The organism is Amycolatopsis sp. WAC 01375, from assembly GCF_003947325.1.
In the GTDB taxonomy this organism is placed as follows: domain Bacteria; phylum Actinomycetota; class Actinomycetes; order Mycobacteriales; family Pseudonocardiaceae; genus Amycolatopsis.
The window spans coordinates 94079-119207 of sequence record NZ_QHHW01000040.1 but is presented as its reverse complement, the minus strand read 5'-3'; the positions used below and the strand labels follow the sequence as shown (position 1 = coordinate 119207).

The window sequence follows — 25129 nt, the reverse complement described above, 5'->3', positions numbered from 1 at the left end:
CTCTTCATGGTGTTGCCCCCTTTTTCTTGGTGAAACGGCGAAGTACGAAAACCAGAGCGATCACGGTGAGCAGCAGCAGGACGGCCAGCCCGGCGAGCCCCCAGATCAGCCATGACGGAGGGGAGCCGGACTGCTCCGCGGCCAGTACCGGTGCGCCGGACGGATTCGCCTCGGTCAGCGGCAGCCGGATCGCGGGCGAGAGCGGCGAATCCGCCGCGGTCAGCCACGATCGGCCCGCGACTCCTTGCGCGGCGGCCAGACTGGTCGGGAAATCGGTCTCCCCGGCGGACCCCTTGGCCAAACCGCCATCGGCTTGGACCAGTGCGCCCAGTGATCGCGCGGTTCCGCTCGCGTCGAGTCCGGCGGTCTGCCGCGCGGCGGCTACGGCGGCGCTGAGCGCGACGTCCGGCTCGCCGCCCTCTCCGGTGACCACGCCCTCGCCGGTCGGCCGGACGCCGAGCGCGCCCACCGCGGAGACGAACGCCGACACGCGCCGCTCGCTCCAGCCGTCCGGGCGCCTGGTCGAAGGCGCGGCGTCGGTGTGCGGACGGGCGGCCAGCGCGGTGACCGCGGCGGCGGTCGCGGCGAGGTCACCGGAACCGCACTCCACGGTGTCGAGATGCTTCGGGAAGGTTCCGTCGGCGCACTGGCGCGAAAGGAGCAGTTCGACCGCCGGACCGGGATCGGCGGCGGTGGCGAGCACCGCCCACGCGTGCCGCTCCACGGTCTCGTCGGCGTCGGCGAACGATCCGGTGTCGGTGAACTCGCCGCCGGCGCCGCGCAGTTTCACCAGATCGGCGCGCAACCGCCCGGCGACATCCGCCTTGGCGAATTCGGCGACGAGCACGAGTTTCGCGAGCGGTCCGGCATACGACGCGTCGCCCTGCTCGTACGGCGCGCCGTGGGCATAAGCCTGTACGGCTTCCGGCTTCACCAGGAACTGCGACGCGCGGGCGACCGAGTCCGGCTGCTGGTCCAGCGCTCGCAGGGCCAGCACCACGTCGGCGGTGGCGTCGTAGTCGACGTAGGTCCTGCCGTCCTCGGTCACCTCGACGTGGTCACCGTCGGTGAGCCGGTTCGCCAGGTAGGCGCCGAGGCGGGCGGCCGGTGTCGCCGTGTCCGGAGTGGCGATCGTGGCCGGTGGCCGGACGACGGTGGACGCCCTGGGCGTGCCTGCCCTCTTGGGTCTGGGCGGAGGCGTCACGGATTTCGTGATGGTGGTCGTCGTGGGAGCCGGGCCACCGCTGGTCGGCGGCTGAGCTTCGCCCTTCGCGAGCGCGTAGAAGCCGACCTGCGACAACCCGAGCGAAGCCTGGGCACCCGCGCGGATCCAGGTGTCGACCCCGCTGATGCCGGACGCTCGCGCGGCCTCGTAGGAAGCCGGGTTGTAGGCGATCGCGCCGAGTTCACCCGCGAGCTTGGTGCCGGAGTCGGCGGCGTTCGCCTGCGCGGATTTGAGGTACCGCACCCCCTTGTCCACCGCCGCCTCGGCGCCGCCCGCGTCGGCGAGCGCCTGGACGATCATGCCGGTGCTGTTGGTGTTCGGTGCCTCGGTGCTGACGCCACCGCCCCAGCCGCCACCGGAAGCCTGGTTCGCCTTGAGCCACGAGACGGTCTTGGCGATCGGGGCGTCGAGTCCGGTCGCGCCCGCCTTCCGCGCGGCCAGCAGCGCCGAGAGCGCGAGGCCGGTGGCGTCGCCGTCGGTCGGGGAAAGGTCGAGCGGCTTGCCTTCGTCGCAGGTCGATACCTTGCGGCCGTCCGGGGTGACGTGGTCGCCGGTCTCCTTCGTCGGAATGTATTCGAACACGAGGCGGAAGTAGCCCTCGGAACATTGCTGGGCCAGCAACCTGTCGATGGCGATCCGGTCGTTCTCCCCCGCCGCGGCGAGCCCGACGACGCCGAGCGCCTGCCCGAACGAGTTCGCGTCGTTGTTCACCGCGCCGGCGAGGTCCGGATCCTTGGAGTAGTCGCTGATCCGGCCCTTGTCGGGGCCCTTGCGCATGATCGCGGCATGGGTCTCGGCGACCAGGTCGTACCCGTCGACGTTTCGCGGGTCCCTGCCGGAAACCTCGGCGGCGACCAGCGTCTTGGCGAGCGAGCCCCCGACGACGACCTTGTCGTACCCGGCACCGGGAACCAGTCCGTCCCAGGTGAAGTAGTCGGTGGCGTGGCCTTCGTCGTCGAGGAACTTCATGATCGGCTCGGCCTTGGCGCCGTCGCCCGACGCGTACAGCGCGAAGAGCACGTCGAGCATCAGGCCGTGGTCGGGTAGTGCGCCCCCGTTGGGGTTTTCGAGCGTGCCGTCCGGCTTCAGCTTCGTCGCGAGCCAGCGGGAATTCGCCTTCGCCGCGCCGGGATCGTTCGCGGCGGCGGCCGTCCCGGTGAGCAGTGCGGCGACCACGCCGACACTGACGGCGAACGCCACTGCGGCGAGGTACCGGCGGCGCATGACTCCTCCTAGCGGCATGACGGAGGACAGCGCGGACGCCGCGGTCACCCCTGTTTATCGCGACAGTGGTTCGTTCATCCGCCCGTTCGGTATCCCGGCTCGCCCTGGTGAAGGGCCCACGGTTGCGCGACAGCGCCGGATTTCGACCGGCTTCCCCGTCACGGGCGGCGGTGTGCAGTTGTCGAGCCGATCGAGGTTAACACCCGATCACTTCCGGCAGGCACCGCTGACCAGGTCGGTTGCCAGGATCACATCGGCTCTTCGCGCCCGGCGGTACCCGGACGCTCGGCCGGGGTGGGACTCTTCGGGTCGTTCATCGCGGTCGTTGGGGGAAGGGTTCTCATGAGACGTTTGCTTTTCGCTGTCGCCATGGTGTGCGGCATCGGGCTGGTCGCCGCTCCGCCGGCGGCCGCGGCCACCCACGACAAGGCGGACGCCGCCGCGGGCTGGCTCGCGAGGCAGATGGCCGACGGGGAAAGGTTCGAGGCCGACTTCGGCGGCCAGAAGTTTCCCGATCAGGGTTCGACGATCGACGCGATCTTCGCGTTCGCCGCGGCCGGGGTGTCGGACACGAACGCGGGCAACGCGATCGCCTGGCTGGCGAAACCGGAGATCACCACGGGCTACGTCGGCAGCGGCACCGAGGCGTACGCGGGCGCGCACGCGAAACTGCTGCTCGCCGCGCAGGTTCGCGGCAAGAACCCGGCGTCGTTCGGCGGCGTCGATCTGAAGGCGGGCCTGCTTTCGTCGCTCACGCCGTCCGGCCGGTTCTCCGACCGCTCCGAATACGGCGACTACTCCAACGCTCTTTCGCAGTCGCTCGCACTGCTGGCGCTGGACCGCACCGGCGACGTCCCGGAGCGGGCCGTGACGTTCCTCGCGGGCACCCAGTGCCCCGACGGCGGTTTCCCCCTGAGCTTCGGCGAAGCGACGTGCACGAGCGACGTCGACGCGACCGCGACGGTCGTGCAGGCCTTGCGCGCCACCGGTGACCCGGTGAACGCCGGCGAGGGCACCTCCTGGCTGGTCACCAAGCAGCACCCGAACGGCGGTTTCGGTTTCGCCACCAACGCGCCGAACGCCAACAGCACCGGACTCGCCGCGCAGGCACTGGCCGGGCACCGTCCCGCCGCCGCGGTCAAGGCGCGGGAATTCTTGCGGTCGCTGCAGACCGGCTGCGCCGGCACCGAGGCGGACCGCGGCGCGATCGCCTACGACGCCACGGGCCTGAACCCGTCGACCGCCCCGCGCGCGACCGCGCAGGCGATCCTCGGCCTGGCCAGGGTTCCGCTGAGCGACCTGCACGGCGGCGGCCGTCCGCAGGCCCCGGTCCTCGCCTGCCCGTAACTCACGTGATCAGAGGCGTAACTCAAGTGTTCCGCCTCCAATCACGCGAGTTACGGCTCCAATCACGCGAGTTACGGCTCTGAGGGCAGGTCCGGTCAGCGGAGCGGCTCGATGGTCTTGGCCAACTCGTCGAGACGCTCCAGGGTTTCGGCTTCGGGCAACGTCGGCAGGGTGAGCGAGACCTCGTCGGCCCCAGCGGCGGCGAGGCGTCGCAGCAGCCCGGGATCGGCCGGAGCACCGAACACACTGATCCGGACGTCCTCGCGGCCCTGGTCGGCGAGCCAAGACCGGCCCCGGCGCAATTCCTCCGGCGGTGTCACGGAATGCGGCAGCCAACCGTCGGCGTGCTCGGCGAGCCGTTTGAGGCCCGCAGGCCCCTGGCCTGCGACGTAGATCGGCGGATGCGGTTTTCGCACCGGTTTCGGCCAGGAGTAGACCGGGTCGAAGTCGATGTGCTTTCCGTGGAACTCCGCTTCGTCCCTGGTCCAGATCTCCTTGAGCGCCTGGAGTTGTTCGGTCAGCAGCGCGCCCCGTGTCCGCGGCTCGACGCCATGGTTACGCATCTCCTCGATGTTCCAGCCCGCTCCCACGCCGAAGATCACCCGTCCGTTGGAAAGCAGGTCAAGGCTGGCGATCTCCTTGGCCGTATAGAGCACATCTCGCTGGATCATCAGGGCGACCGCGGTGCCGAGGCGGAGGGTCGAGGTGACGGTCGCGGCGGCGGCCAGCGCCACGAACGGGTCGAGATTGCGGAGGGCCCCCCGCGGCAGCTCACCGCCGGGGTACGGACTCTCCCGGCTGACCGGGATGTGAGAGTGTTCGGGGAGGTAGAGGGAGGCGAAGCCCTTCTCCTCCAACGCCGCGGCCAGTACGTGCGGCCGGATTCCTTCGTCGGTCACTGAAGTCGCGATACCGAAGTCCATACTCGGCTACGACTCCAGGACCGGGGTGAGTATTCCGCCGGGCCCGTCATTCGCCGGCGGCGACGCGGCGCGCGAGTTCCACGCGGGACCGGACGCCCAGAGCGGTGAAGATGTTCCGCAGGTGGTGATCCACCGTCCGGTGACTGATGACCAGCCGCCGCGCGATCTCCTTGTTGGTCTCCCCCGCCGCGACCAGCCGGGTGATGGCGTCCTGCTGCGGCGTCAGCCCGGCGAGCGAGCGGTGCGGCACGTCGACGGTCTCGCCGGTGGCGCGCAGTCCGGCGCGGGCCCGTTCGGCGAACCGCTTGGCGCCGACGTTTTCGAAGCCGCGCAAGGCATCGCGGAACTGGTCGCGCGCGTCCCGGGTCCGCCGGTGACGGCGCAGCAGGGTGGCGTACGCGAACCGGGTCCTGGCGAGTTCCACCGCGCCGCCCGCCCGCCGGTGCGCGTCGATGGCCAGCCGGAAACGCCGTTCCGCGGTCTCCGGCTCCGGCGCGGTCAGCGCGTGGCAGCGGTGGCTCAGCGCGAGCCAGCAGGGTTCCGCTCCGGCCAGGGTCCAGCGGTCGAACACCGCCAGCGCGGCCAGGGCCCGTTCGGGCCGCCCGGAACTGACGGCGGCCTCGACGAGTTGCGGAGTGGCCAGCACCCGGATCACCGGCTGGTCGCCGGAGACGCCCGAAGCGAGATCTTCGAGCCTGCTCAGGGCGTCGTCGGGCCGGTCTTCGGCCAGGTCCAGACAGGCGTTCGCCCACGCGGCGACGGCGGCCGGCCTGCCGAGACCGCGTTCGGCGATGCCTTCGGTCGCCTCGTCCAGTTCCGGTACGCGGTCGCCGAGGAGCGCGGCGGCCAGCCCCAGCAACGTCAGATGTTCCATCCGCAGGTTGTGGGGCGCGCGCAGACCGTCGCGGGACGCCGCCCGCGCGCACGGGATCCGGTCGAGCGCGATGGCCGAAAGCGACAGGTAGATCAACGCCCACGGCAGTTCCGCGTGCCGTTTGCCGAGTCTCGCGCGGCTCACGGCGGCGGCCGCGTGTTCGTGCGCCCTTTCGGCATGCCCGCGGGCGAAGGCCGCTTCGGCGGCCCAGACGGCTCCGGCGACGTCCGCGCCGGCCATCCCCCGGCCGGCGGCCTCGTTCAGCGGAAGGACCGCGTCCTCGTGACGTCCGGCGTAGACCGACGTCAGACCACGGAAATGAGAGAAGGCAAGCCCCTCGCCGTCGGGGACCGTCCGCGCGAGCGCCCGGTAGCCGCTCAGGTCGCCGCCGAGCCGCCGTGCCTCGCCCGCCAGCAGGAGCGCGGCGGACGGATCGGGCAGCAGTTCCGCCGCCGCGCCGAGTTCGTGGGTGGCGACGGCGGGATCGCCGTCGCGCAGCTCGATCTCCCCGTGCAGCAACGCCACCGCAGCCGGATTTCTGTCCACTTTGGACAGAAGTAGCCGAGCCCACCCTGGTCTTCCCGCCTGCCAGGCCGCGTCCGCGGCGGCCAGCAACCGGTCCGCCCGGGCGGCCGGATCGGCGGTCAGGGCGGCGGCGCGTTCGAGCTGCCGTGCCGCGGCCGCGTGGTCCGCCGCCGGTGCGGCGGCGAGCGCGTCGGCGAGCGGCGCGGACGGCGTGGCGGCCGCCATCGCGCGATGCCACAGCGCGTCAGGCCCCTCCTCGGCGGAGGCCAGCCGCGCGTGCGCCGCCCTACGGTCGGCCGGTGACGCCGCCGCGTACCACGTCGCGTTCCTCGCGGAAGAGTCCATGCAGGTGGCAAGGAACCGGAGGCGTTCCTCGAACGACATCGCGTCGAGCTCGGCCGCGTAGCGAGGCAAGCGGTCCCGAAGGATCGGCGACACCGGTTCCCGTCCCGCCGCCTGCGCGGGCGTCAACGAAGCCGCCAGCGCGACGAGATCGGCGGGGTTCCCGTCGCCGAGTTCGACCAGCTGCGGGCGTACCCCTGCGGGTACACCGCGATCGCGCAGCACCAGGTCGGCGGCGGATTCGGTCAACGGCGGCAGCTCGACGGAGTCGAACTCGTCGGACCCGGATCGCGACGCGAGCACCATGCCGACCGGGGCCCCGGCCAGCCGCCTGCCCGCGAAACCCAGGGCCGCCAAGGATTCCGGATCGACCCACTGCGCGTCGTCGACCCAGCAGATCGTCGGTGCCGAAACGGCGCCGAGCCGGTCCCTGGCCTCCGCTCCGCCGGAGACGGACGCGCCGAACATCCGATGCAGGGCGCCATACGGCAGCGTGCTTTCGGCCCGCAGGCCCCGCACCCCGACGAGACGGACGCCGAGGGTGGCGCGCAGCGCGGTGAGCAGGGCCGATTTACCGAGGCCTTCCGTTCCGTGGACCAGCACGGCACGGCCGGCGGCCGAACGCAGCCCACCGAAGAGGTCGTCCCTGCCCCGCAGCGGGTACACAGGCATCGGCGCCTCCTCGAGATCCCTCTCGATGAAACACCAGGCGCAAGTGTTTCACAAGGTCCTGCTCGGCACCCGTCCTTCCACGAGGGCTCCGAGCAGTGTCGACGCCGCGTCGAGATCGGGTGTCCGGGAGGCGAGGACGTCCGAGTACAGGAACGCCTCTCCCAGTCGGACGATCGCGTAACAGAGGCTGTCCAGGCCGACCGCGGGCACGAAACCGCCGTCCTCGACGTCCCGGCGAAGCAGCTCGACGTGGGCCGCGATCACCCTCGGCTGGACGCGTCCGTCCGGGTCGGTGAGCAGCCGGATCGCCAGCACCGGCTCGTCGTCGAGGAAGCGCCGGAACCCGGAGCTCGCCGCCAGCACGGACCGGTACTCGCGCATGATCGAAAGACAGCGCAGTTCACCGGCAGCGTTGCGCACCACGTCGCCCTCTTCGCGCTCCCAGGTGCGCGCGGCGGCCGTCAGGGTGCGCTCGGACAGGTAGTAGAGGGCATCACCGAGCAGGTCTTCCCGATTGCCGACACGGCGGAACAGGGTGCTGCGCGAGATGCCGAGATCCTGGGCGAAGGCGGAGGTGTCGACGCGGACACCGCGATCGATCCACCGCGCCGCTGTGCGGACTATGTCCTCGGCTGAGGGGTTCACGATCGCCGATCGTACGGGCGGGCGGCCCGGCGGGGGCGGTCGCGGATCAAGACTGGCGATTTCACCGATGCAGCCTCCTCCGGCCGTTTGCCACAGTCCATCACCACGGACTGTGTTCAACGGCGAACGGAGAGGGCACCATGCGTAGTACGACCCGGATCCTTTGTGGACTGGCCACCGTCGCGGCACTCGCTATCGCTCCCACGGCCTATGCCGCCGAGAATCCCTACGAACGAGGCCCGGACCCGACGGAAAGCAGCATCGAAGCCTCCCGCGGCTCGTTCGCGGTGTCGCAGACCTCCGTTTCGAGCCTGGCAGTCACCGGATTCGGCGGTGGCACCATCTACTATCCCACCAGCACCACCCAGGGCACGTTCGGCGCGGTCGCCATCTCGCCGGGATTCACCGCGACCCAGTCGAGCATCGCGTGGATCGGCCCGCGGCTGGCGTCGCAGGGCTTCGTGGTGTTCACGATCGACACCAACACGATCTACGACCAGCCCGACAGCCGCGGTGACCAACTGCTGGCCGCGCTCGACTACCTGACCCAGCGCAGCACCGTCCGGTCCCGCGTCGACACCACCCGGCTCGCGGTCGCGGGCCACTCGATGGGCGGCGGCGGTTCGCTCGAAGCGGCTCAGGACCGGCCTTCGTTGCAGGCCGCGGTGCCGCTCGCGCCGTGGAACACCCAGAAGTCCTGGTCCTCGCTGCGGGTGCCGACGTTCGTCATCGGCGGTGAGTCCGACTCGGTCGCGCCGGTGGCGTCGCACTCGATCCCGTTCTACACCAGCATTCCCGCTTCGGCGGAGAAGGCGTACATGGAACTGGACAACGCGAGCCACTTCTTCCCGAACACCGCGAACACGACCATGGCCAAGTACACGATCTCGTGGCTGAAGCGGTTCGTGGACAACGACACCCGCTACGAACAGTTCCTCTGCCCGGCCCCGGACGACCGCACGATCAGCGACTACCGGGACACGTGTCCGCACGCCTGAGTGTCTTGGGTCCCGGCGCACCCGCGCCGGGACCTCCTCTCTCCGTTGGGAGTTCTTGCGTGACCCTGTCGACCTTCGAGATGTCCGGCGTGTCGGTGACCTTCGGTGGTCTCGTCGCACTGTCGGACGTCTCCCTGAGCGTCGCGCCCGGCCGGGTGCTCGGCGTGATCGGCCCGAACGGGGCGGGCAAGACCACGCTGTTCAACGTCGCGTGCGGGTTCGTCCGCCCGGACACCGGCACGCTGACCTGGCGCGGCACGGAACTGCGGCGGCTGCGCCCGCATCACCTCGCCGGCCTCGGCATCGCCCGCAGCCTGCAGGAACTCGGCCTGTTCGACCGGATGACCGTGCTGGAGAACGTGCTCGTGGGCGCGGGAAGGCATGCGAAGTCCGGATTCTGGACTTCGTTGCTGGGCATGACGAAGAGCGAGAAGGCACTGGCCGAACGGGCGATGGCGCGGTTGGAGGAGTTCGGCATCGCCGACCTCGCGCATCGCTATCCCGCCGCTCTTCCTTATCCGGTGAGGAAAAGGGTCGCTCTGGCGCGAGCGCTGGCCGCCGAACCGGATCTGCTGCTGCTGGACGAACCGGCGGGCGGCCTGTCGTCGGCCGAGATCGCCGAGGTCGGCGACCTGGTCCGCGGGCTGACCGAACGCATGTCGGTGATGCTCGTGGAGCACCACATGGATCTGGTGATGGGCGTCTGCGACGAGATCGTGGTGCTGGACTTCGGCAGGGTCATCGCCCGCGGGACACCGGACGAGATCCGCGCCGACCCGGCGGTCCAGGCCGCCTACCTCGGCGAGGAGGTGGCCGGTGCTGACCGTTGAGAACCTTTCGGCGAGCTACGGCCCGGTGCGCGCGCTCGATTCCGTGAGCCTTTCGGCCGCGGAAGGCGAGATCACCGCGGTGCTCGGCGCGAACGGCGCGGGTAAGACCACCTTGCTGCGAACCATCTCCGGACTCGTCCGGCCGACGGGCGGCAGCGTCTCGCTCGCGGGACGGGACCTGAGCCGAGTGTCCACAGAGGACCTTCCCGCGCTCGGACTCGCGCAGGTGCCCGAAGGCCGCGGCGTACTGGCCGAACTGACCGTCGAGGAGAACCTGCGGCTCGGCGCCCTCGGCGCACGCGGTCGCGCGTCGGCGGCCGATCTCCGCCGGATCTACGACCTCTTCCCGGCGCTCGCCGACCGCAAGAACGGTTCCGCGCACGTCCTTTCCGGTGGGGAACGGCAGATGCTGGTCATCGGCCGCGCGCTGCTTTCCCGGCCGAAGGTGCTGCTGCTCGACGAGCCGTCCTTGGGGCTCGCGCCCCGGATCGTGGCGCGGATCTTCGGCCTGCTGCGCGGCCTCGTCCACGACGAAGGACTGGCCGTCGTGCTGGTCGAGCAGAACGCGCGCAGCGCGCTGTCCATCGCCGACCACGGCGTCGTGCTCAACCTCGGCGAGGTCGTCGTCCGGCGGGACGCGGCCGCGCTCGTCGCGGACGACGACCTCCGGCACGCCTACCTCGGATTCTGAAAGGGAGCACTGTGCAGCAACTGCTCACCACCGCGCTCACCGGCCTGACGCTGGGTGCGGTGTACGCCGCGTTCGCGCTGGCGCTGGTGCTGATCTGGCGGGCGACGCGGATCGTGAACTTCGCGCAGGCTCCGATGGCGATGATCACCACCTACCTCGCGCTGGTCCTGATCGACGCCGGCTGGTCGTACTGGGCCGGTTTCGCGGTGGCCCTGCTTTCCGGGCTCGTGCTCGGCGCGCTGGTGGAACGCTTCGTCGTCCGGTTCGTCGACGGCAAGGCCGAGATCAACGCCGTCATCCTCACCCTGGGGTTGTTCATCGTGTTGCACGCGCTGGCGGCGCTGGTGTTCGGCTCGCGGTACCGGTCGTTCCCGGCACCGTTCGGGCTCACCGGGTTCCGGGTCGGCGACACGACGATCGCGCTGACCGGATTCGGCGTGTTCACCATCGCCGCCGTCGGCGTCGTGCTGATCGGGCTCGTGGTGCTGTTCCGCGGTACCGACCTTGGCCTGCGGATGCGCGCCGCGGCGTTCGACCGGGAAGTGGCCCGCCTGCTCGGCGTGCGGGTCGGGCGGATGCTCACCCTCGGCTGGGCGCTGGCCGCTCTCGCCGGTTCGCTGTCGGGCCTGCTGATCGCCGGCGGCGGCCTCGTCCATCCGTCCTATATGGACGGTGTGGTGGTGTACGGCTTCGTGGCCGCGGTGCTCGGCGGGCTGGACAGCCCGGTCGGCGCGGTCGTCGGCGGTGTCGTCCTCGGCCTGTCGTTGAGCCTGGTGAGCGGTTACGTCGGCGCGGAACTGGTGCCGCTCGCCGCGCTGGTGCTGCTCATGGCGGTGCTGCTGCTCAAACCCGGCGGCCTGTTCGCCGTCGTCCGTGAACGGAGGGTCTGAGGTGCTGCGCGGTCATCTGCTGGGCGCGCTCGCCGCGCTGGTCGTCGTCGTACTCGTCCTGGAGACTTCCGGGCCGTTCCTCACCGCGCAATTCACCACGATGGCGTACCTCGCGATCGCGGCGGGCGGCCTGACCGTCCTCACCGGACTCAACGGGCAGCTCTCGCTCGGGCATGGCGCCTTGATGGCCGTCGGCGCGTACTCGACGGCGCTCCTGCTGAAGTCGGCGGTCTTGCCGCTGCCGGTGATCCTGCTGCTGGCGGTGGTGATCACGCTCGCCGTCGGGGCGCTCGTGGGGGTCGCCGCGGCCAGGTTGCACGGCCCGTATCTCGCCGGGGCGACACTGGCGCTCGCCGTCGCCGTGCCCGGCATCCCGTTGTTCTTCGGTGAGGCGCTCGGCGGCGAGCAGGGCTTGCCCGTGCGCATGCCGGAGATACCCGGCTGGCTGGCCGACGCCGCGTACTTCGTCACCGGCCAGGATCTCACGTCGATCCGTTACCTCGCCTACCTTTCGTGGCTCGCGGTGATCGTCGTGTTCGTGCTGCTGGCGAACCTGTCCCGTGGCCGCGTCGGACGCGATTGGCGGGCGGTGCGCGACGAGAACGTGGCCGCCGAACTGGCCGGGATCGACCTCGGTCGCACGCGGGTACGGGCGTTCGTCGTCAGCGCGGGCTGCGCGGGGCTGGCCGGAGCGCTCATGGCGTTGTCGGCGCGGCTCGCGGCGCCGAGCGGGTTCGCGCTGACGTTGTCGCTGCTGCTGGTGTCCGCGGTGGTGCTCGGCGGTCTCGGGAGCCTCACCGGAGCACTCGCCGGGGCCGCGCTGCTGACCTTCCTGCCGCCGCTGGTGACCGGCGCGGGCACGGATCTCGGCCTCTCCGACGTGCAGGCCGCGCATCTGGCGCCGTTGATCTACGGCCTGGTCACCGTCCTGATCGTGCTGCTCGCACCCGCCGGTCTCGCCGGCGGGCTGCGGAAACTCATCCACTCGAGGAGAAGTTCATGAAACGCTGGACCAAGGCCGTGGCCGTCTTCCTGGCCGTCACGGTCACCGCCGCCTGCGGCGCGGGCGGCAGACCCGAGGGCGAGCAGAAGGGCTCGACGGTCGGCGTCACCGACACGACCATCAAGATCGGCGCGCATTTCCCGCTGACCGGGGTCGCCGCGCCGGGCTACAGCGAGATCCCGAGCGGGCACCAGGCCTACTACGACTACGTGAACGCGAACGGCGGCGTCAACGGCCGCAAGATCGAGTTCGTGGTGAAGGACGACGGCTACAACCCGACCAACACCAGCGCCGTCACCAACGAACTGGTGCTCAAGGACGAGATCTTCGCGATGGTCGGCGGCCTCGGCACGCCGACGCACAGCGCCGTCGTCGAGTTTCTGAACACCTCGAAGGTGCCGGACCTGTTCGTGTCGTCGGGTTCGCTGCGCTGGGGCGACGATCCGAAGAAGGCGCCGGTCACCTTCGGCTGGCAGCCGGATTACGAGATCGAAGGCAAGATCATCGGCGACTGGGTGCGGAAGAACCTGCCGAACGCCAAGGTCGGCCTGTTCCTCCAGGACGACGACTTCGGCCGCGACGGTGAGAAGGGCGCCCGGCGTTATCTCGGCCAGCAGATCGTGGAGGTCGCGAAGTACTCCCCTGGCAACACCGACATCGCGCCGCAGATCGCGAAACTCAAGGCCGCGGGCGTCGATCTGGTGCTGGGCTTCACCGTTCCGTCGTACACCGCGCTTTCGCAGCTGGCTTCGCTGAAGATCGGGTTCAAACCGAAGTGGGTCTACAGCAACGTCGGCTCCGATCCGGCGCTCGTCGGCTCACTGCTCGCGCGGTTCTCCGAAGGCAAGGTCACCAACGGCGCGTCGCTCATCGACGGCGTGATCACCACCGAGTACCTGCCGGGTGTCGACGCGCCGGACAACGCGTGGACCAAGCTGTGGCAGAACGTCTGGAAGGCGCACGGCAAGGGCGGCGACCTGACGAACTACCGCATCTACGGGATGGCGCAGGCGTACACGTTCGTCCAAACGTTGCAGGCGGCCGGAAAGGACCTGACGCGCGAGCGCCTCGTCGAGGTGATCCAGCAGTCCGGGAAGGCGTTCGAGGGACCGGGACTGGCGCCGTTCCGCTACTCCGCCGACAGCCACCTCGGCATCTCCGGGATGTCGGTGGTCGAGCTCAAGGGAGGCGTCGGCAAGGATCTGACGCCGGTACTGGTGACCGACCTCGGCGACGCGCCCATCAAGGCGGACGACTCCGCGGCGAACGACGCGCCGCCGCCCAACGGGATTCCGGGTAGCTGAGAGGTGGTCGTGAGGCAACCGTGGCGTGCTGCCGAGGCTCGTGATGGCCTTCCGGGGGTCCGTGAAGGACTCCTTGAGGGACCCTGGGTCCCTCAAGGAGTCCTTCACGGAACGGCCGCTACCCGGCTCACCCCGCGGGCAGCACGCGTCCCCGCACCTCACCGAACCCGATCCGCGAGCCGTTCGCGCCGGGCGCGGTCCCGGTGATCACGACCTCGTCGCCGTCCAGCAGGAAGGTGCGTTCCTCCCCCTTGACCGTGAGCGGTTCCTTACCGCCCCAGGACAATTCGAGGAACGCGCCGCGCTGGTGCTTCTCCGGTCCGGAGATCGTGCCGGAACCGTACAGGTCGCCCGTGCGCGAGGAGGCGCCATTGACTGTCAGGTGGGCGAGCATCTGCGCCGGCGACCAGTACATCTCGCGGAAGGGCGGGCGGCTGACCTCCTCGCCGTTCCATGCGATGACCAGGTCGATGTCGAGGCCCCACGGGTCGCTCTCCCGCAGGTACGGCAGCGGTTCCGGATCCGTCTGGCCGGGCAGCGGGATCCGCGCGGCCTCGAGCGCCAGGATCGGCACCACCCAAGGGGAGATCGACGTCGCGAAGCTCTTGCCGAGGTGCGGACCCAGCGGCACGTATTCCCACGCCTGGATGTCGCGGGCCGACCAGTCGTTGAGCAGGACGGCGCCGAAAACGTGGCGAGGGAAGGCATCCGGGGCGATCGGGGCGTTCAGCGGGGTTCCGGTGCCGACGACGAACCCCATTTCTGCCTCGATGTCCAGCCGCGTGCTCGGACCGAACACCGGCGCCGCGTCGGCGGGAGCCTTGCGCTGGCCGCTCGGGCGCACGATGTCCGTACCGGAGACCAGGACGGTGCCGGACCGTCCGTGGTAGCCGACCGGGAGGTGTTTCCAGTTGGGCAGCAACGGTTCCGCGTCCGGGCGGAACAACCTGCCGACGTTCGAGGCGTGGTGCTCGGAGGCGTAGAAGTCGACGTAGTCCGCGACCTCGATCGGCAGGTGGAGGGTCACCCGTTCGATCGCGTGGATCGCGCCGTCGGGGACCTCGCCGTCGACCAGGTCGCGGATCCGCTCCCGGACCGCCACCCAGCGGTCGTATCCCTGCGCCATGAACGGGTTGAGCGTCGGCGCGGCGAAGACGTCGTCGCCGAGGGCCGCGGCCAGGTCGAGAACGGAGTCGCCGACGCGCACGCCGACGCGCGGGGAATCACCGTCGACGGAGAACACGCCGTACGGCAGGTTGTCGATCCCGAACAGCGAGCCTGCGGGGACGTCGATCGTGGTCATGCCTCTCCTCGGAGCGCCTCGAGCAGGCCGAGTCCGGCCAGTTCGGTCAGGGGGTCGGTGATGCTGCAGGTGCCGAACGACGTGAACGCCGCACGGACGGCGGCGACGCGATCCGCGTCCAGCGCCCGAAGCCGTCCGGCGATGACGGCGCCGTCTCGTTCGGCGAGAACGGCTTCGGCGTCGCCATCGGTGAGGACGGCGTCCGCGGCGAGCATCAGGTTGAGGAAGCCGTGCTGTTCGAAGCCGGTCTCCGGATCGGTGTTGCGGAGGGCGTGGTGCAGTCCGGCGGTGGCCTTGAACGGAACGCCCGCCCCGACGGCGGCCCGGACCGCGGCGGCGAGTTCGGCTTCGCCCGGGTACAGGTCGGCCCGGACGCCACCGGTGCGGAACTTCGCGCGGTGGCCGGTGCCGGAAAGGGCGGTCAGCAACGGAAGACGCCGGTCGTCACGCGGGATCTCGACGAAAACCGGTGCGGTGGCACCCGAAATCGCGGCGAGCACCTCGTCCGCGCCCATCCCCTCGGGGACGGCGATCTCGAGCGCGTCGAGGTCCACCGGCAGTGAGGCGACGGCTTCGAGCACGCCGTCGAGCTGCGCGGGCCCGCCGGGCAGGGTCACCGAGACCGGCAGTGGGGTGTCCCGGCCACCCAGCACTTCGGCGAGGTCGCCGAGCGCGGTGGCGGCTATGACGAGCGGGCCGACCAGGTCGGCGTACCAGGCGGAGACGTGCTCGTCGTGCGCCGCGACGGCGTCCGGCAACGGGGCCAGCCCCGGCGGGAACACCGCGGCGTCGTCGCACAGCCCGGCGAAGAGCGCGGGAATCCGTCCGCCGTCCACCATGGTCTCCTCCTCGCCGATTTAGTTCACACTTTGACTACCCCTCGGGCAGCGTAGCCGGGTCGTCCTCGCGACGGGAAGGCCTACTTGCGGCTCCGGGTGCCGAACTCGGCGCGGCTCGTGATCAGCTTGCCCAGCAGCATGACGAGGATGCGCTGTTCGGTCTCGGTCAGCGCGTTCGTCCAGCCGAACTCGCGCTCGTTGTGCTCGCGGAAGACCGAGACCATCTCCTCGTGCCCCGCCTCGGTCAGCGAGAGCTGCACCGAACGGCCGTCGCGCTCGTCCGGGACCCGGTGGAGCATCCCCTCCGCGACCAGCGTCTTGACCAGATTCGACACCGCCGCCCGGCTCATCCCGGTCAGCCGGGCCGCGCTGGTCGGTTCGAGCGGTCCGGCGAGCCAGACCACGAAAAGCAGCCGGAACGCCGACCACGACCGGCCGCGTGGCCGGTGCACCGCGGCTTCGAGGTCGTAGGTCACCAGGTCCGAGGCACGGTTGAGGGTCAGCAGCACCTCGGTCGCCAACTGGTGCCGGAAGCCGTACTCCTGCGCGAGCCGCCGGTTCGCCAGCGCCACGAACGACCAGAAGTCCAGCCCGGCCGCGTCCACAGCGTCCACGTCTTCCATCGCCGGACACTAACCTGGTGTCTCGAAAATGGTCAAAGTCGAAACTACTTTTCGCCCGCTTTCGCCAGGGCCGGTCCGCGCACATTGGGGGCAACTCGCTGCCGCCGCATCGACCCCAAGCCGTCGGCGTAGAGATTCCTCCATCCAGCCTGCTCGATCTTGGAGGTTCCTCCATAGCGAACCGCAAGTCGTCACCTGTTTGCTGAAGGCATGAGCAGAACGCAAGTCCCACCGGGTACCGCCAAGGCCGTCCGGGTGGCCGCCGGAGACCTCGTCCGGGTGATCGACGTCGAAGGGGGCCAGGTCGGCGACGTGTTCGCGTTCACCGACACCGGGGCCGAGCTGGCCGAGCACCACAGTGCGGCGCACACCCGCGCCGGGATCGATCGACTGTTCCCCGCGGTCGGCGAATCCTTCGTGACCGGCCTGCGCCGCCCGATCCTGACCCTGGTCGAAGACACCTCACCCGGCGAGCACGACATGCTCATCCCGGCCTGCGACCCGGCCCGGTACGCCGCGCTGGGCGCTCCGGGCCACCGGTCCTGTGCCGCGAACCTGCGAGAGGCGCTGGCAGACGAAGGCCTGAGCTTCGCGGGTCCGACGCCGCAGCCGATCAACGTCTTCATGCGTGTCCCGGTCGGCGAGGGCGGGCGCCTGAGCTGGCTGACCGCGTCTTCGCGACCAGGCGACGCGGTGACCCTGCGCGCCGAACTGGACTGCGTCGTCGTGGTCTCCGCGTGCCCGCAGGACCTCGTCCGGATCAGCGACGCCGGACTCTCCCCGCTCGCCATCGAAACCATCCACAATGGAGGAACTCAGTCATGACCACGACCGTCGGGCACCCCGCACTGGCCCCCACCACGCTCGGTGGCCTCGCACTGCGCAACCGCTACGCCGTCGCCCCCATGTCCCGCGTCTCGGCGAGCCCGGACGGCACCCCGACCGGCGAAATGGCCGACTACTACGCCGAATTCGCCCGCGGCGGCTTCGGGCTGGTGTTCAGCGAGGGCACCTATCCCGACAGCGCGGCCAGCCAGGGCTACCTCAACCAGCCGGGCCTCGCGCGGGACGAACACGTCGCGGGCTGGCGAGTGGTCACCGCCGGAGTACGCGCGGCGGGCGGCAGGATGATCGCCCAGCTCATGCACGCCGGGGCGATCTCCCAGGGAAATCCGCACCGCGACCACACCGTCGCTCCTTCGGCCGTCCAGCCGCGCAGGGAGATGATGCCCGCGTACGGCGGCTCCGGGCCGTGGCCGGTCCCCCGCGAGCTGACCACCGCCGGGATCGACGACGTCGTCGACGGCTTCGCGGCCGCGGCCGTACGTGCCCGTCAGGCCGGGTTCGACGGCGTCGAGGTACACGCGGCCAACGGATACCTCCTCGACCAGTTCCTCACCGACTACACCAACCATCGCACGGACTCGTACGGCGGACCGGTCGCGAACCGGATCCGGCTGACCGCCCGTGTCGTGACCGCCGTCGCCGAGGCCGTGCCGGAGCTCGTGACCGGTGTGCGGCTGTCGCAAACGAAGGTCAACGACTTCACTTACCGCTGGCCCGGCGGGCGGGACGACGCCGAGGTGATCTTCGCCGCGGTCGCGGAGGCGGGCGCGCAGTACCTCCACATCGCCAGCGAGGGCCGGAACTGGCTCGAGACGGCGAAGCTGGCCGACGGCGGCACCATCACCGCCCTCGCCCGGCAGGTCACCGGGCTGCCGGTGATCGCGAACGGCGGGATGCACGACCTCACCCAGGCGCACGAGGTCCTCGCCGGCGGGCACGCCGACCTGCTCTCCCTCGGGCACGGCGCGCTGGCCAACCCGGATCTGCCCGCCCGCGTCGCCGCGGCGCGACCCCTGGCGGAGTTCGACCGGGCGATGGTCTCCCCGACGGTCACGGTGGCGAACGCGCGCCGCTGGCGGGAGAGTCGGCAAGCGTGACGGAACCAAGCTGGCACGGCGGCGCGGCCGCGGTGGCGACCCTGACCTTCGACGTGGACGCGGAATCCCCGATCCTCGCGCGAGGACGGGGCTACGCCGAACACCTGTCGACCATGTCCCATCAGGCGTACGGGCCTCGCGTCGGGGTGCCACGCATCCTCGACCTGCTCGACGAACTGGCCGTGCCCGCGACGTTCTTCGTGCCGGGCTGGGTCGCCGAACAGCGGCCCGGCCTCGCCGCCGCGATCGTGGAGCGCGGGCACGAGGTGGCCCACCACTCCTACAGCCACCGGCCGCCGACCACGATGACCGCCGCCGAGCAGCGCGCCGATTTCGAACGGGGCATGGCGGTCTTCGCCGCACAGGGCATCGAGATCAGCGGGCATCGCGCGGCGGGCTGGGAGTCCACTTGGGACACTCCGGCGCTGGTGGCCGAGCACGGATTGAGCTACGACTCGTCGCTGATGGCCGACGACCGGCCGTACCTGATCGAGACCGGGGCGGGCCGGATCTCGGAGCTGCCGGTGCACTGGTCGCTCGACGACTGGGAGCAGTACGCGTTCCTTCCCGCGCCGCAGATCGGTTCGGTGATCACGTCTCCGGTGCGGGTGCTGGAGATGTGGCGCGCGGAACTGGACGCGATGCGCCGCTACCGATGCCTGTTCAACCTGTGCCTGCACCCGTTCCTGTCGGGCAGGCCCGGGCGCCTGGCCGCCGTGCGCTCGCTCATCGAGTTCGGGCTCGGCCTCGGCGACGTCCGGTTCGCCCGGTGCCGTGACGTGGCCGCCGCGGCCTTGGCCGACCCTGCCTTGCCCGTGGAACCGTTGCGGCGCCTCGAAATCGATCCGGCGGTCTATCCGGACTGAGCGGCCTCCAGCGCCAGGAACAGGTCGACCCGGTCCGCGGTCCGCCCGACGTCGCGGCCGGTCAGCTCGGTGACCTTGGCCAGCCGGTTGCGCAAGGTGTTGACGTGCACGTACAGCGCCGCGGCGGTGGCCGCCCACTGGCCGTCATGGTCGAGGAACGCCCGCAGGGTCGTCTCCAGGTCGCCGTCGCGGAGGCGGTCGTGCTCGCGCAACGGGCCGAGCAGGGCGTCGGCGAAGGTATGCCGCCACTGCTCGTCGTGCGACTCCAGCAGCAGCCGGTAGCTGCCCAGTTCGGCGAAACTCGCCGCCACCGGGCCGCCACGCCTGCCGCGGAGCACACGGCAGGCTTCGCGGCTGCGCGACAACGGCACGCGCAGTTCGGCCGCGCCGGATACGGGATCGGCGAGCCCGACGACCACGCGCCCGCCGCCGAGCCGGTGCGAGACCGCCGCCGCCAGCCGGGGCGTGAAAGCGGCGGGCGACTGCCTTCCCGACCGGAACGGCAGCACCGCGACGACGTCTCGGCTGCCCGCCGCCACGACCGCGGGCAGCCCGTCCGCCAGCAGGAAGTCCGTCACGGCCTCCGCCATCCCCGCCCGCGTCGCGGCGTCGTCACCCGCGAACGCCAGCGCGATCACCGCCAGCGGCCCGTCCGGGTCGACCCCGAACGCCCGCAACCTCCCGGGCACCTCCGCGACGCGTTGCGCGCCGGAGAGCACCATGTCCAGCAGTTCGACGGCGAACCGCATCTCGATCGCCTGCACCGCCTGATGCCGGGCCACCTCCAGGCTGAGGTACCGCGCGGTCTGCTCCAGCGCGTCCCGCTCCTCGCGAGTCAGGTCGGCCACGGGACGCAGGCACAGCAGCGCGGCGTCCGCGTCGCCGATCGCGCCCACCGGGAACAACGCCGCCCGGGTCCCCGCGCCCAGATCCGCCTCCAGTGGCGGCGGATGCCCGGCCAAGGCCTCCGCCGCGGCGCGTGACTGCCCGGCGTCCAGTCCGGCGCCGGCGGACGCGAGCTCCCGGCCCATGCGGTCCACGACCGCCAGCGGCAGTTCGTGCTCACGGCGGAGGACCGCGAGCACCCCGGCCGTGCCCGCGCCCCTCGACAGCGCCGAGGTGAGCTCGTCCCCTCGGCGCACCAGCGACATCAACGCGTTCTGCCGGTCCGCGGCCTGGATCGCGGCCGCCGCGCGGGTGACCGCCGTGAACGGCACCGCCACCGAGATCTCCAGCAGCGGCAACCCGGCTTCCCGGCACGCCTCGGCGAGCGCCGGAGGGGTGTCGCGTTGCTCCACGCGCAGCCCGAAGATGATCCCCGCCGCTCCGGCACCGACCACCCGTGCGACGAACTCCGACGGCTCGACGCGGTCCAGCCACAGGCCGTTGGTCAGCACGACCTCGTGCTCGCGCACGTACGGCCCGGGATCGGGAAGCTCGGTGTTGTGCACCCACAGCACCTGCTCGGTGAGCGCCCCGTCGCGGCCGGGGACGACCACCCGCAGTTCGAGATCCGGGTCGTCGGCCAGGGCCGCCAGCGTCAGCATGACTGTGAATATATCCAGCCGCGTACGTCCTTTATGGATGAACGGCCATTTCATCGTTTTGTCATGAGCGCTGGTTAGCGTGCCTCGGAGACCCTTCAGGATTCGAGGAGAGCCACTGTGACGGCAGTTTCCCGCACGATCGCCGAGCGCTACACCCTGCTCGAGGAGCTGGGTCGCGACGGGACGGCCGTGCTGTGGCGTGGCGAGGACGGGCCGGACGGCCGCCGGGTCGCGATCAAGGAACTGCCGCTGCCCACCCACGAGCCCGCCGTCGTGGAACGCCTCCAGCGGGAGGCCAGCGTCGCGGTGGATCACCCGTCGGTGGTGCCCGTGCACGACGTCGTCGCTGACAACGGGACGGCGTTCATCGTGATGGACCTGGTAGAGGCGCGGACCTTGGAGGAGCTGGCGTCGGCGGGTCCGATGCGGCCGCGGTTCGTGGCCGAAATCGGCGGAATGGTGCTCGGCGCGCTCGCCGCCGCGCATACCGCGGGCATCGTGCACGGGGACGTCCGGCCCGCGAACATCCTGGTGGGTCCCGACGGCACGGTGAAACTGACCGGCTTCGGGATCGCCAAGGCCCTCGACCCGGTCGGTACCCCGGCCTTCCTCGCCCCCGAAACGATCGCGGGGCACGAGGGCACTCCCCATTCGGATCTCTGGGCGCTCGGCGTGACCCTGCTGAGTGCGAGCGAGGGCGGGAATTTCTTCCAACGGGCGAACGTCGCGGCCACGCTGTACGCCGTCGTCAACGAGCAGCCGCCCCTCGACCGGACGTACGGGCCACTCGCGGACGTCCTCCGCGGGCTGCTGGCGAAAGCGCCGCAAGCGCGCCTGCTGCCGGATCACGCGCTCCCGCTGCTGGCCCAGGCCGCGAACGGGATCGAAACCCCGGTGCCGATCCTGCCCGCGCCGCGGCGGCCCGGGCTGACCCCGCCCTCCGTGTTCGCGGTCCTGGCCGGGGTGGCGGGCATCGTGCTCGGCTTCGCACTGCTCGGCAACGCGATGCTCATGCACCAGGCGTACTACTTCTTCGAGTTCGCGCATCTGTCGATCACGGTGGGAGACATCAGCTTGGTCCTCGCCGGCGTGGCCGCGGTCGCGGGTGGCGCGAGCCTGCTCGCCAGGATCCGGGCGGGGCAGATCATGCTCAGCGTCTCCGCGGCGCTGACCCTGCTCTCGATGTGTCTACTGACCTTCCTCGGCGAGGAACGGGTGCACCTCGGCCTTCCGGTTCAGCCGGGTCTCACCATCGATGTCCTCGTCCTCGTCTTCGCCGTCGTCCTGGCCGGAGTCGCCTGGTTGGTCCCGGCCAAGCGTCCTGCTGTGGGCTGATCCGCTCACAGCAGAGAAACCGGCGGACGCCCGCGCCCCGGCGGCATCGTCGGGGCATGACCGACTACGAGAAACAGCCACTCTTCGACCAACGGCTCCGGGAACGGTTCTTCAGCCAGCGTGTGCTGGTCCTCGACGGCGCGCTCGACGACGACAACGGCACGGTCCTCACCACCCAGCTCCTGTCCTTGGCGAGCGAGGATCCCCGCAAGGACATCGCGTTGTGGATCCATTCGCCGGGCGGTTCGGTCCCCTCGATGCTGGCCATCCGCGACGTGATGCGGCTCGTACCGTGCGACGTCGCCACCCTCGCGCTGGGGCTGGCTTGCAGTGCCGGGCAGTTCCTGCTTTCCGCGGGCACCCCTGGCAAACGGTTCGCCCTGCCGCACGCGCGGATCCTGATGCACCAGGGCTCGTCGGGCATCGGCGGTTCGGCCGTCGAGGTGGAGGTGCAGGCGGACGACCTGCGCTACACGCGGGACACGGTGCTGGGCCTCATCTCCGACGACACCGGGCAGCCCATCGACCGGATCTTCGCCGATTCCCTCCACGATCGCTGGTTCACCACCGAGCAAGCGCGCGAATACGGCTTCATCGACCACATCGTCGAGAGCCTCGACCAGGTCGTCCCCGTCCGCACGCACAAACTCGGCCTCGGCACGGAAAGGGGTGCGGGCGCATGAGCACCTACACCATCCCCAACGTCATCTCCCGCAGTCCCGCCGGCGAGCGGATCATGGACGTCTACTCGCATCTGCTGTCGGAGCGGATCATCTATCTCGGGACCGCGATCGACTCCGGCGTGGCGAACGCCCTGATCACGCAACTGCTGTACCTGGAGGCGGACAACCCCGAGCAGGAGATCAACCTCTACATCAACACCGAGGGCGGCGACCCGTCGGCGATGCTCGCGCTGTACGACACGATGCGCTTCATCAAGGCGCCGGTGGCGACGACCTGCGTCGGCCAGGCCGTCGCGGCGGGCGCGATCCTGCTGGCCGCGGGCGAGGCGGGGCACCGGTTCGTGCTGCCCCACACCCGGGTGGTGCTCCACCAGCCCGCCGCACAGGGACGCGGCACCATCCCGGACCTCATCCTTCAAGCCGACGAAGTCGTGCGGGTGCGGACGCAGCTGGAGGAGATCCTTTCCGTGCACACCGGCCGCACCGTCTCGGATCTCCGGCACGACACCGACCGGGACCGCGTGTTCGACGCGGCGGGCGCGGTCGCCTACGGACTCGCGGACCGCGTCCTCGACGAACGAGCCTAGCGCCTACGCAGCCATGAGTACGGGTCCTCGCGGGCGGCGGCCGACCGCGAGACCCGTGCTGCCGCCCCGGCTGATCGTGCCCGCGATACCGAAGAGGAGGTCCGCCAGGTCGATCCCGAGCGCGCCGGTGACCGCGGCGATCATCTCGCTGGACGGTTCCTTGCGGCCGCGTTCGATCTCGGAGAGGTACTGCGGCGAGATCCCGGCGCGTTCCGCGATGTCGACGAGGCGGCCGCCCTGGTCCTCCCGCGCGGCGCGCAGGCTCTTGCCGAGCACGTCACGCCACAGCGGCTCCGGTTCGGGCCGCTTCTGCTGGAAAGGGAGGATGTCCGCCATACGATCATCGTGACATCGCGCCGGGACGCGCGGGCTCCGTTCCGCTCAAGGCGAAACCGGGCCCCGGAGCGCGCGCCTCGGTCACACGGCGCGTCAACAGCCATGCCCCCGGCGTGGTGCCCAACTGATCGGCGAACCGCCGGGCGAGCGTGCGGGGCGAGGTGCGCGGCCAGATCGCCCACCGACAACGGTGTCCCGAAGCGGTCGCCCGCCCACTCGAGGAGACCGTCCAGCTCGTCGCCGGGCGGCGGGCCGGCGCGAACTGTGCCTGACCACCGTCGCGGTGCGGCGGCATCACCATGTGCCGGGCGACGAGGGCGGCGTGCGTCCACTGTGGACAAGAGCCGACGGCGCGCACGCCAATGTGCTGGAAATGGATCCCGGCACCTAGTGGCCGCATCGCGACGTCCACGGACCGGGCCCCAAAGAGGCGTTCGTCGTCTCCGGCGCCTTCAACGACGGTGCGCGCGACTATCCGGCAGGGACCTTCCTGCACGCTCCGGCCGGTTCGTGGCACGTGCCCGCCTCGGCGACCGGGTGCACGCTCTTCCTCCAGAACTCGTTGCCAGGTAAGGAGGTCATCCGACGACCGACAATCCACTCTCGGTCGCCAGGATCCCCGCGATCGACACGGCTTGTTCGCCGGTGATCTTCGCGCCGCGCAAAGTCACCAGCCCCCGGACGCCGGACAACCGCGAGCCGCGGAGATCGCAGTCCAGTGCGCCGGTCGCGGCGAATTCCGTGTCCGTGAACTCACAGTCCACAAAGGTCAACCGGGACAGGTCGCCGGAGAACACCGTCTCCCGGAACGAACAGCCGGAGAACACGACCGGACTCTTCACCCGCTCGACCGTCACCGACGCGTAGTCGAACCGCGCGTTCTCGACATAGAGATCGACGGCCGACGCGATCGCGACCCCCAGCCCGATCGCCCGGCAGCGAAGGATTTCGACCCGGCGTGCGGTCAGTTCGCGGATCGCCGCGTTCGACAGGTCGACCCCTTCGAGGGTCACGTCGGAGAGCGCCAACCTGTCGAGGCGGGCGTTCGCCAGGCTGACGTCGGAGACGAGGCAATGCGCGATCTCGCCGCCGCCACGGACCCCGTCCTGGTCGCCGCCGTCGAGATGGACCGAGTCGAATTCGAAGTCACCCCGGAACACGGCGGGTTCGCTTTCGAGGCCGTCACGCTCGACCGAAGGGCGCCGCACCTTGATGCCGTCGAAATCCCGGAAGTCCATGATCCGGACCGTACCGCAGGGGCTCGCGCGTGAAGGCCCCCTTGCCACGACTGAGCCGAGGGAAGGGGGCCATCACACGCTGGTGGCCCGCAAGTCAGTCGCGGACGCCCTTCACCGCGTCCTTGATCTTCTCGCCGGCCTGCTTGACGTTGGCCTTGCCCTGCTCGGTCTTGCCTTCGGCCTGCCACTGCTCGTTGTCCGTGGCGTCGCCGACGGCCTCCTTCGCCTTACCCTTGAGCTCTTCGACCTTGTTCTCGGCCTTGTCGTTCATCAGGGCCTCCCTTCGTTGTCGGCCGCCTCCGGATACCCGGCCTCCGCCTCCGGAAACGGCGTATC

24 protein-coding genes, 2 pseudogenes and 1 riboswitch are annotated in these 25129 nt (G+C 70.6%); of the genes and pseudogenes, 14 read left to right on the top strand and 12 right to left on the bottom strand.

Annotation, left to right across the window (positions count from 1 at the left end; all coding sequences use genetic code 11):
• Window positions 1–4: 4 nt before the first annotated feature.
• Window positions 5–2449: a hypothetical protein gene (locus tag DL991_RS28925; protein WP_125787501.1), complete on the bottom strand. Its 2445-nt coding sequence runs from the start codon at window positions 2447–2449 to the stop codon at window positions 5–7.
• A gap of 66 nt (window positions 2450–2515) precedes the next feature.
• Window positions 2516–2659: riboswitch (cobalamin riboswitch) on the bottom strand.
• Between the two features lie 132 nt (window positions 2660–2791).
• Between DL991_RS28925 and DL991_RS28920 the strand changes: the two genes are divergently transcribed.
• Window positions 2792–3796 carry a prenyltransferase/squalene oxidase repeat-containing protein gene (locus DL991_RS28920; protein ID WP_233599050.1) on the top strand — a complete coding sequence of 335 codons (1005 nt, stop codon included), beginning with the start codon at window positions 2792–2794 and terminating at the stop codon, window positions 3794–3796.
• A 95-nt stretch (window positions 3797–3891) separates the two neighbouring features.
• Here the strand turns inward: DL991_RS28920 and DL991_RS28915 are convergent, their stop codons facing one another.
• Genes DL991_RS28915 through DL991_RS28905 form a run of 3 tightly spaced genes read right to left on the bottom strand, consistent with a single transcriptional unit; the run spans window position 3892 to window position 7777 of the window.
• Entirely contained in the window at window positions 3892–4719 is an 828-nt protein-coding gene (locus tag DL991_RS28915) for an LLM class F420-dependent oxidoreductase (protein ID WP_125787500.1), read from the bottom strand.
• Window positions 4720–4765: 46 nt separating this feature from the next.
• A complete protein-coding gene (locus DL991_RS28910) occupies window positions 4766–7132 on the bottom strand; it encodes a LuxR family transcriptional regulator (protein ID WP_125787499.1) in 2367 nt (788 codons plus the stop codon).
• Window positions 7133–7180: 48 nt separating this feature from the next.
• Window positions 7181–7777, bottom strand: a complete 597-nt coding sequence (locus DL991_RS28905; protein WP_125787498.1) for a QsdR family transcriptional regulator — start codon at window positions 7775–7777, stop codon at window positions 7181–7183.
• A 140-nt stretch (window positions 7778–7917) separates the two neighbouring features.
• On the opposite strand from DL991_RS28905, the gene DL991_RS28900 reads away from it, so the two are divergent.
• From DL991_RS28900 to DL991_RS28875, 6 genes are read left to right on the top strand one after another with little or no spacing between them, the layout of a single operon-like run.
• Window positions 7918–8775: a serine aminopeptidase domain-containing protein gene (locus DL991_RS28900; RefSeq protein ID WP_125787497.1), complete on the top strand. Its 858-nt coding sequence runs from the start codon at window positions 7918–7920 to the stop codon at window positions 8773–8775.
• A gap of 59 nt (window positions 8776–8834) precedes the next feature.
• Entirely contained in the window at window positions 8835–9605 is a 771-nt protein-coding gene (locus DL991_RS28895; RefSeq protein WP_125787496.1) for an ABC transporter ATP-binding protein, read from the top strand.
• Window positions 9592–10296 (top strand): ABC transporter ATP-binding protein, encoded by a 705-nt coding sequence (locus DL991_RS28890; protein ID WP_125787495.1) that lies wholly within the window; start codon window positions 9592–9594, stop codon window positions 10294–10296. The genes DL991_RS28895 and DL991_RS28890 overlap by 14 nt, the downstream gene beginning before the upstream one ends.
• Window positions 10297–10307: 11 nt before the next feature.
• Window positions 10308–11186, top strand: coding sequence for a branched-chain amino acid ABC transporter permease (locus DL991_RS28885; protein ID WP_125787494.1), 879 nt, complete (start codon window positions 10308–10310; stop codon window positions 11184–11186).
• Window positions 11170–12189 carry a branched-chain amino acid ABC transporter permease gene (locus DL991_RS28880; RefSeq protein ID WP_233599049.1) on the top strand — a complete coding sequence of 340 codons (1020 nt, stop codon included), beginning with the start codon at window positions 11170–11172 and terminating at the stop codon, window positions 12187–12189. The genes DL991_RS28885 and DL991_RS28880 overlap by 17 nt, the downstream gene beginning before the upstream one ends.
• Window positions 12186–13493 (top strand): ABC transporter substrate-binding protein, encoded by a 1308-nt coding sequence (locus DL991_RS28875; protein WP_125787493.1) that lies wholly within the window; start codon window positions 12186–12188, stop codon window positions 13491–13493. The genes DL991_RS28880 and DL991_RS28875 overlap by 4 nt, the downstream gene beginning before the upstream one ends.
• A 127-nt stretch (window positions 13494–13620) precedes the next feature.
• Here DL991_RS28875 and fahA read toward each other — a convergent pair whose 3' ends face one another.
• The 3 genes from fahA to DL991_RS28860 form a co-directional block, all read right to left on the bottom strand.
• Entirely contained in the window at window positions 13621–14796 is a 1176-nt protein-coding gene (gene fahA / locus DL991_RS28870) for a fumarylacetoacetase (protein ID WP_125787492.1), read from the bottom strand.
• On the bottom strand, window positions 14793–15635 hold the full coding sequence (locus DL991_RS28865; RefSeq protein ID WP_125787491.1) for a hypothetical protein: 843 nt from the start codon (window positions 15633–15635) through the stop codon (window positions 14793–14795). The genes fahA and DL991_RS28865 overlap by 4 nt, the downstream gene beginning before the upstream one ends.
• An 80-nt stretch (window positions 15636–15715) precedes the next feature.
• Window positions 15716–16258: a MarR family winged helix-turn-helix transcriptional regulator gene (locus DL991_RS28860; RefSeq protein WP_125787490.1), complete on the bottom strand. Its 543-nt coding sequence runs from the start codon at window positions 16256–16258 to the stop codon at window positions 15716–15718.
• Window positions 16259–16468: 210 nt separating this feature from the next.
• Between DL991_RS28860 and DL991_RS28855 the strand changes: the two genes are divergently transcribed.
• Genes DL991_RS28855 through DL991_RS28845 form a run of 3 tightly spaced genes read left to right on the top strand, consistent with a single transcriptional unit; the run spans window position 16469 to window position 19067 of the window.
• Entirely contained in the window at window positions 16469–17083 is a 615-nt protein-coding gene (locus DL991_RS28855; protein ID WP_125787489.1) for a DUF1989 domain-containing protein, read from the top strand.
• Complete coding sequence (locus tag DL991_RS28850; RefSeq protein ID WP_125787488.1) at window positions 17080–18201, top strand: tRNA-dihydrouridine synthase; 1122 nt, start codon at window positions 17080–17082, stop codon at window positions 18199–18201. The genes DL991_RS28855 and DL991_RS28850 overlap by 4 nt, the downstream gene beginning before the upstream one ends.
• A complete protein-coding gene (locus DL991_RS28845) occupies window positions 18198–19067 on the top strand; it encodes a polysaccharide deacetylase (protein WP_125787487.1) in 870 nt (289 codons plus the stop codon). The genes DL991_RS28850 and DL991_RS28845 overlap by 4 nt, the downstream gene beginning before the upstream one ends.
• Here the strand turns inward: DL991_RS28845 and DL991_RS28840 are convergent.
• Window positions 19055–20614, bottom strand: a complete 1560-nt coding sequence (locus DL991_RS28840) for a helix-turn-helix domain-containing protein (protein ID WP_125787486.1) — start codon at window positions 20612–20614, stop codon at window positions 19055–19057. The genes DL991_RS28845 and DL991_RS28840 overlap by 13 nt on opposite strands.
• Before the next feature lie 117 nt (window positions 20615–20731).
• Here DL991_RS28840 and DL991_RS28835 point away from each other — a divergent pair, with 117 nt between their 5' ends.
• The 3 genes from DL991_RS28835 to DL991_RS28825 are packed head-to-tail and all read left to right on the top strand — an operon-like array spanning window position 20732 to window position 23219.
• Entirely contained in the window at window positions 20732–21949 is a 1218-nt protein-coding gene (locus DL991_RS28835; protein ID WP_125787485.1) for a serine/threonine-protein kinase, read from the top strand.
• A gap of 56 nt (window positions 21950–22005) precedes the next feature.
• The gene (locus DL991_RS28830; protein WP_125787484.1) at window positions 22006–22632 is read left to right on the top strand and encodes a ClpP family protease; all 627 of its coding nucleotides are present in this window, start codon (window positions 22006–22008) and stop codon (window positions 22630–22632) included.
• The gene (locus DL991_RS28825) at window positions 22629–23219 is read left to right on the top strand and encodes a ClpP family protease (protein WP_125787483.1); all 591 of its coding nucleotides are present in this window, start codon (window positions 22629–22631) and stop codon (window positions 23217–23219) included. Before DL991_RS28830 ends, DL991_RS28825 begins: the two co-directional genes overlap by 4 nt.
• 3 nt (window positions 23220–23222) lie before the next feature.
• Here the strand turns inward: DL991_RS28825 and DL991_RS28820 are convergent, their stop codons facing one another.
• Together DL991_RS28820 and DL991_RS44060 are read right to left on the bottom strand one after the other, a co-directional pair.
• Entirely contained in the window at window positions 23223–23555 is a 333-nt protein-coding gene (locus DL991_RS28820) for a helix-turn-helix domain-containing protein (protein WP_125787482.1), read from the bottom strand.
• A 70-nt stretch (window positions 23556–23625) separates the two neighbouring features.
• Window positions 23626–23883, bottom strand: a pseudogene (locus tag DL991_RS44060) (AraC family transcriptional regulator); the annotation flags it as partial.
• Between DL991_RS44060 and DL991_RS44055 the strand changes: the two are divergent.
• Window positions 23824–24108, top strand: a pseudogene (locus DL991_RS44055) (cupin domain-containing protein); the annotation flags it as partial. The pseudogenes DL991_RS44060 and DL991_RS44055 sit on opposite strands and share 60 nt — an antisense overlap.
• A 25-nt stretch (window positions 24109–24133) precedes the next feature.
• On the opposite strand, the gene DL991_RS28805 reads toward DL991_RS44055, so the two are convergent.
• Window positions 24134–24793 carry a pentapeptide repeat-containing protein gene (locus tag DL991_RS28805; protein ID WP_125787481.1) on the bottom strand — a complete coding sequence of 220 codons (660 nt, stop codon included), beginning with the start codon at window positions 24791–24793 and terminating at the stop codon, window positions 24134–24136.
• 94 nt (window positions 24794–24887) lie between these two features.
• Complete coding sequence (locus DL991_RS28800) at window positions 24888–25064, bottom strand: CsbD family protein (protein WP_125787480.1); 177 nt, start codon at window positions 25062–25064, stop codon at window positions 24888–24890.
• Window positions 25065–25129 lie beyond the last annotated feature (65 nt).

What these genes read in the sequence shown, in the direction of transcription:
- DL991_RS28925 (WP_125787501.1), bottom strand. Translation starts at nt 2,449, where the DNA reads ATGCGCCGCCGGTACCTCGCCGCAGTGGCGTTCGCCGTCAGTGTCGGC.
- DL991_RS28910 (WP_125787499.1), bottom strand. Translation starts at nt 7,132, where the DNA reads ATGCCTGTGTACCCGCTGCGGGGCAGGGACGACCTCTTCGGTGGGCTG.
- DL991_RS28855 (WP_125787489.1), top strand. Translation starts at nt 16,469, where the DNA reads ATGAGCAGAACGCAAGTCCCACCGGGTACCGCCAAGGCCGTCCGGGTG.
- DL991_RS28805 (WP_125787481.1), bottom strand. Translation starts at nt 24,793, where the DNA reads ATGGACTTCCGGGATTTCGACGGCATCAAGGTGCGGCGCCCTTCGGTC.
- DL991_RS28900 (WP_125787497.1), top strand. Translation starts at nt 7,918, where the DNA reads ATGCGTAGTACGACCCGGATCCTTTGTGGACTGGCCACCGTCGCGGCA.
- DL991_RS28875 (WP_125787493.1), top strand. Translation starts at nt 12,186, where the DNA reads ATGAAACGCTGGACCAAGGCCGTGGCCGTCTTCCTGGCCGTCACGGTC.
- DL991_RS28920 (WP_233599050.1), top strand. Translation starts at nt 2,792, where the DNA reads ATGAGACGTTTGCTTTTCGCTGTCGCCATGGTGTGCGGCATCGGGCTG.
- DL991_RS28820 (WP_125787482.1), bottom strand. Translation starts at nt 23,555, where the DNA reads ATGGCGGACATCCTCCCTTTCCAGCAGAAGCGGCCCGAACCGGAGCCG.
- DL991_RS28860 (WP_125787490.1), bottom strand. Translation starts at nt 16,258, where the DNA reads ATGGAAGACGTGGACGCTGTGGACGCGGCCGGGCTGGACTTCTGGTCG.
- DL991_RS28830 (WP_125787484.1), top strand. Translation starts at nt 22,006, where the DNA reads ATGACCGACTACGAGAAACAGCCACTCTTCGACCAACGGCTCCGGGAA.
- DL991_RS28825 (WP_125787483.1), top strand. Translation starts at nt 22,629, where the DNA reads ATGAGCACCTACACCATCCCCAACGTCATCTCCCGCAGTCCCGCCGGC.
- DL991_RS28915 (WP_125787500.1), bottom strand. Translation starts at nt 4,719, where the DNA reads ATGGACTTCGGTATCGCGACTTCAGTGACCGACGAAGGAATCCGGCCG.
- DL991_RS28800 (WP_125787480.1), bottom strand. Translation starts at nt 25,064, where the DNA reads ATGAACGACAAGGCCGAGAACAAGGTCGAAGAGCTCAAGGGTAAGGCG.
- DL991_RS28840 (WP_125787486.1), bottom strand. Translation starts at nt 20,614, where the DNA reads ATGCTGACGCTGGCGGCCCTGGCCGACGACCCGGATCTCGAACTGCGG.
- DL991_RS28865 (WP_125787491.1), bottom strand. Translation starts at nt 15,635, where the DNA reads ATGGTGGACGGCGGACGGATTCCCGCGCTCTTCGCCGGGCTGTGCGAC.
- fahA (WP_125787492.1), bottom strand. Translation starts at nt 14,796, where the DNA reads ATGACCACGATCGACGTCCCCGCAGGCTCGCTGTTCGGGATCGACAAC.
- DL991_RS28850 (WP_125787488.1), top strand. Translation starts at nt 17,080, where the DNA reads ATGACCACGACCGTCGGGCACCCCGCACTGGCCCCCACCACGCTCGGT.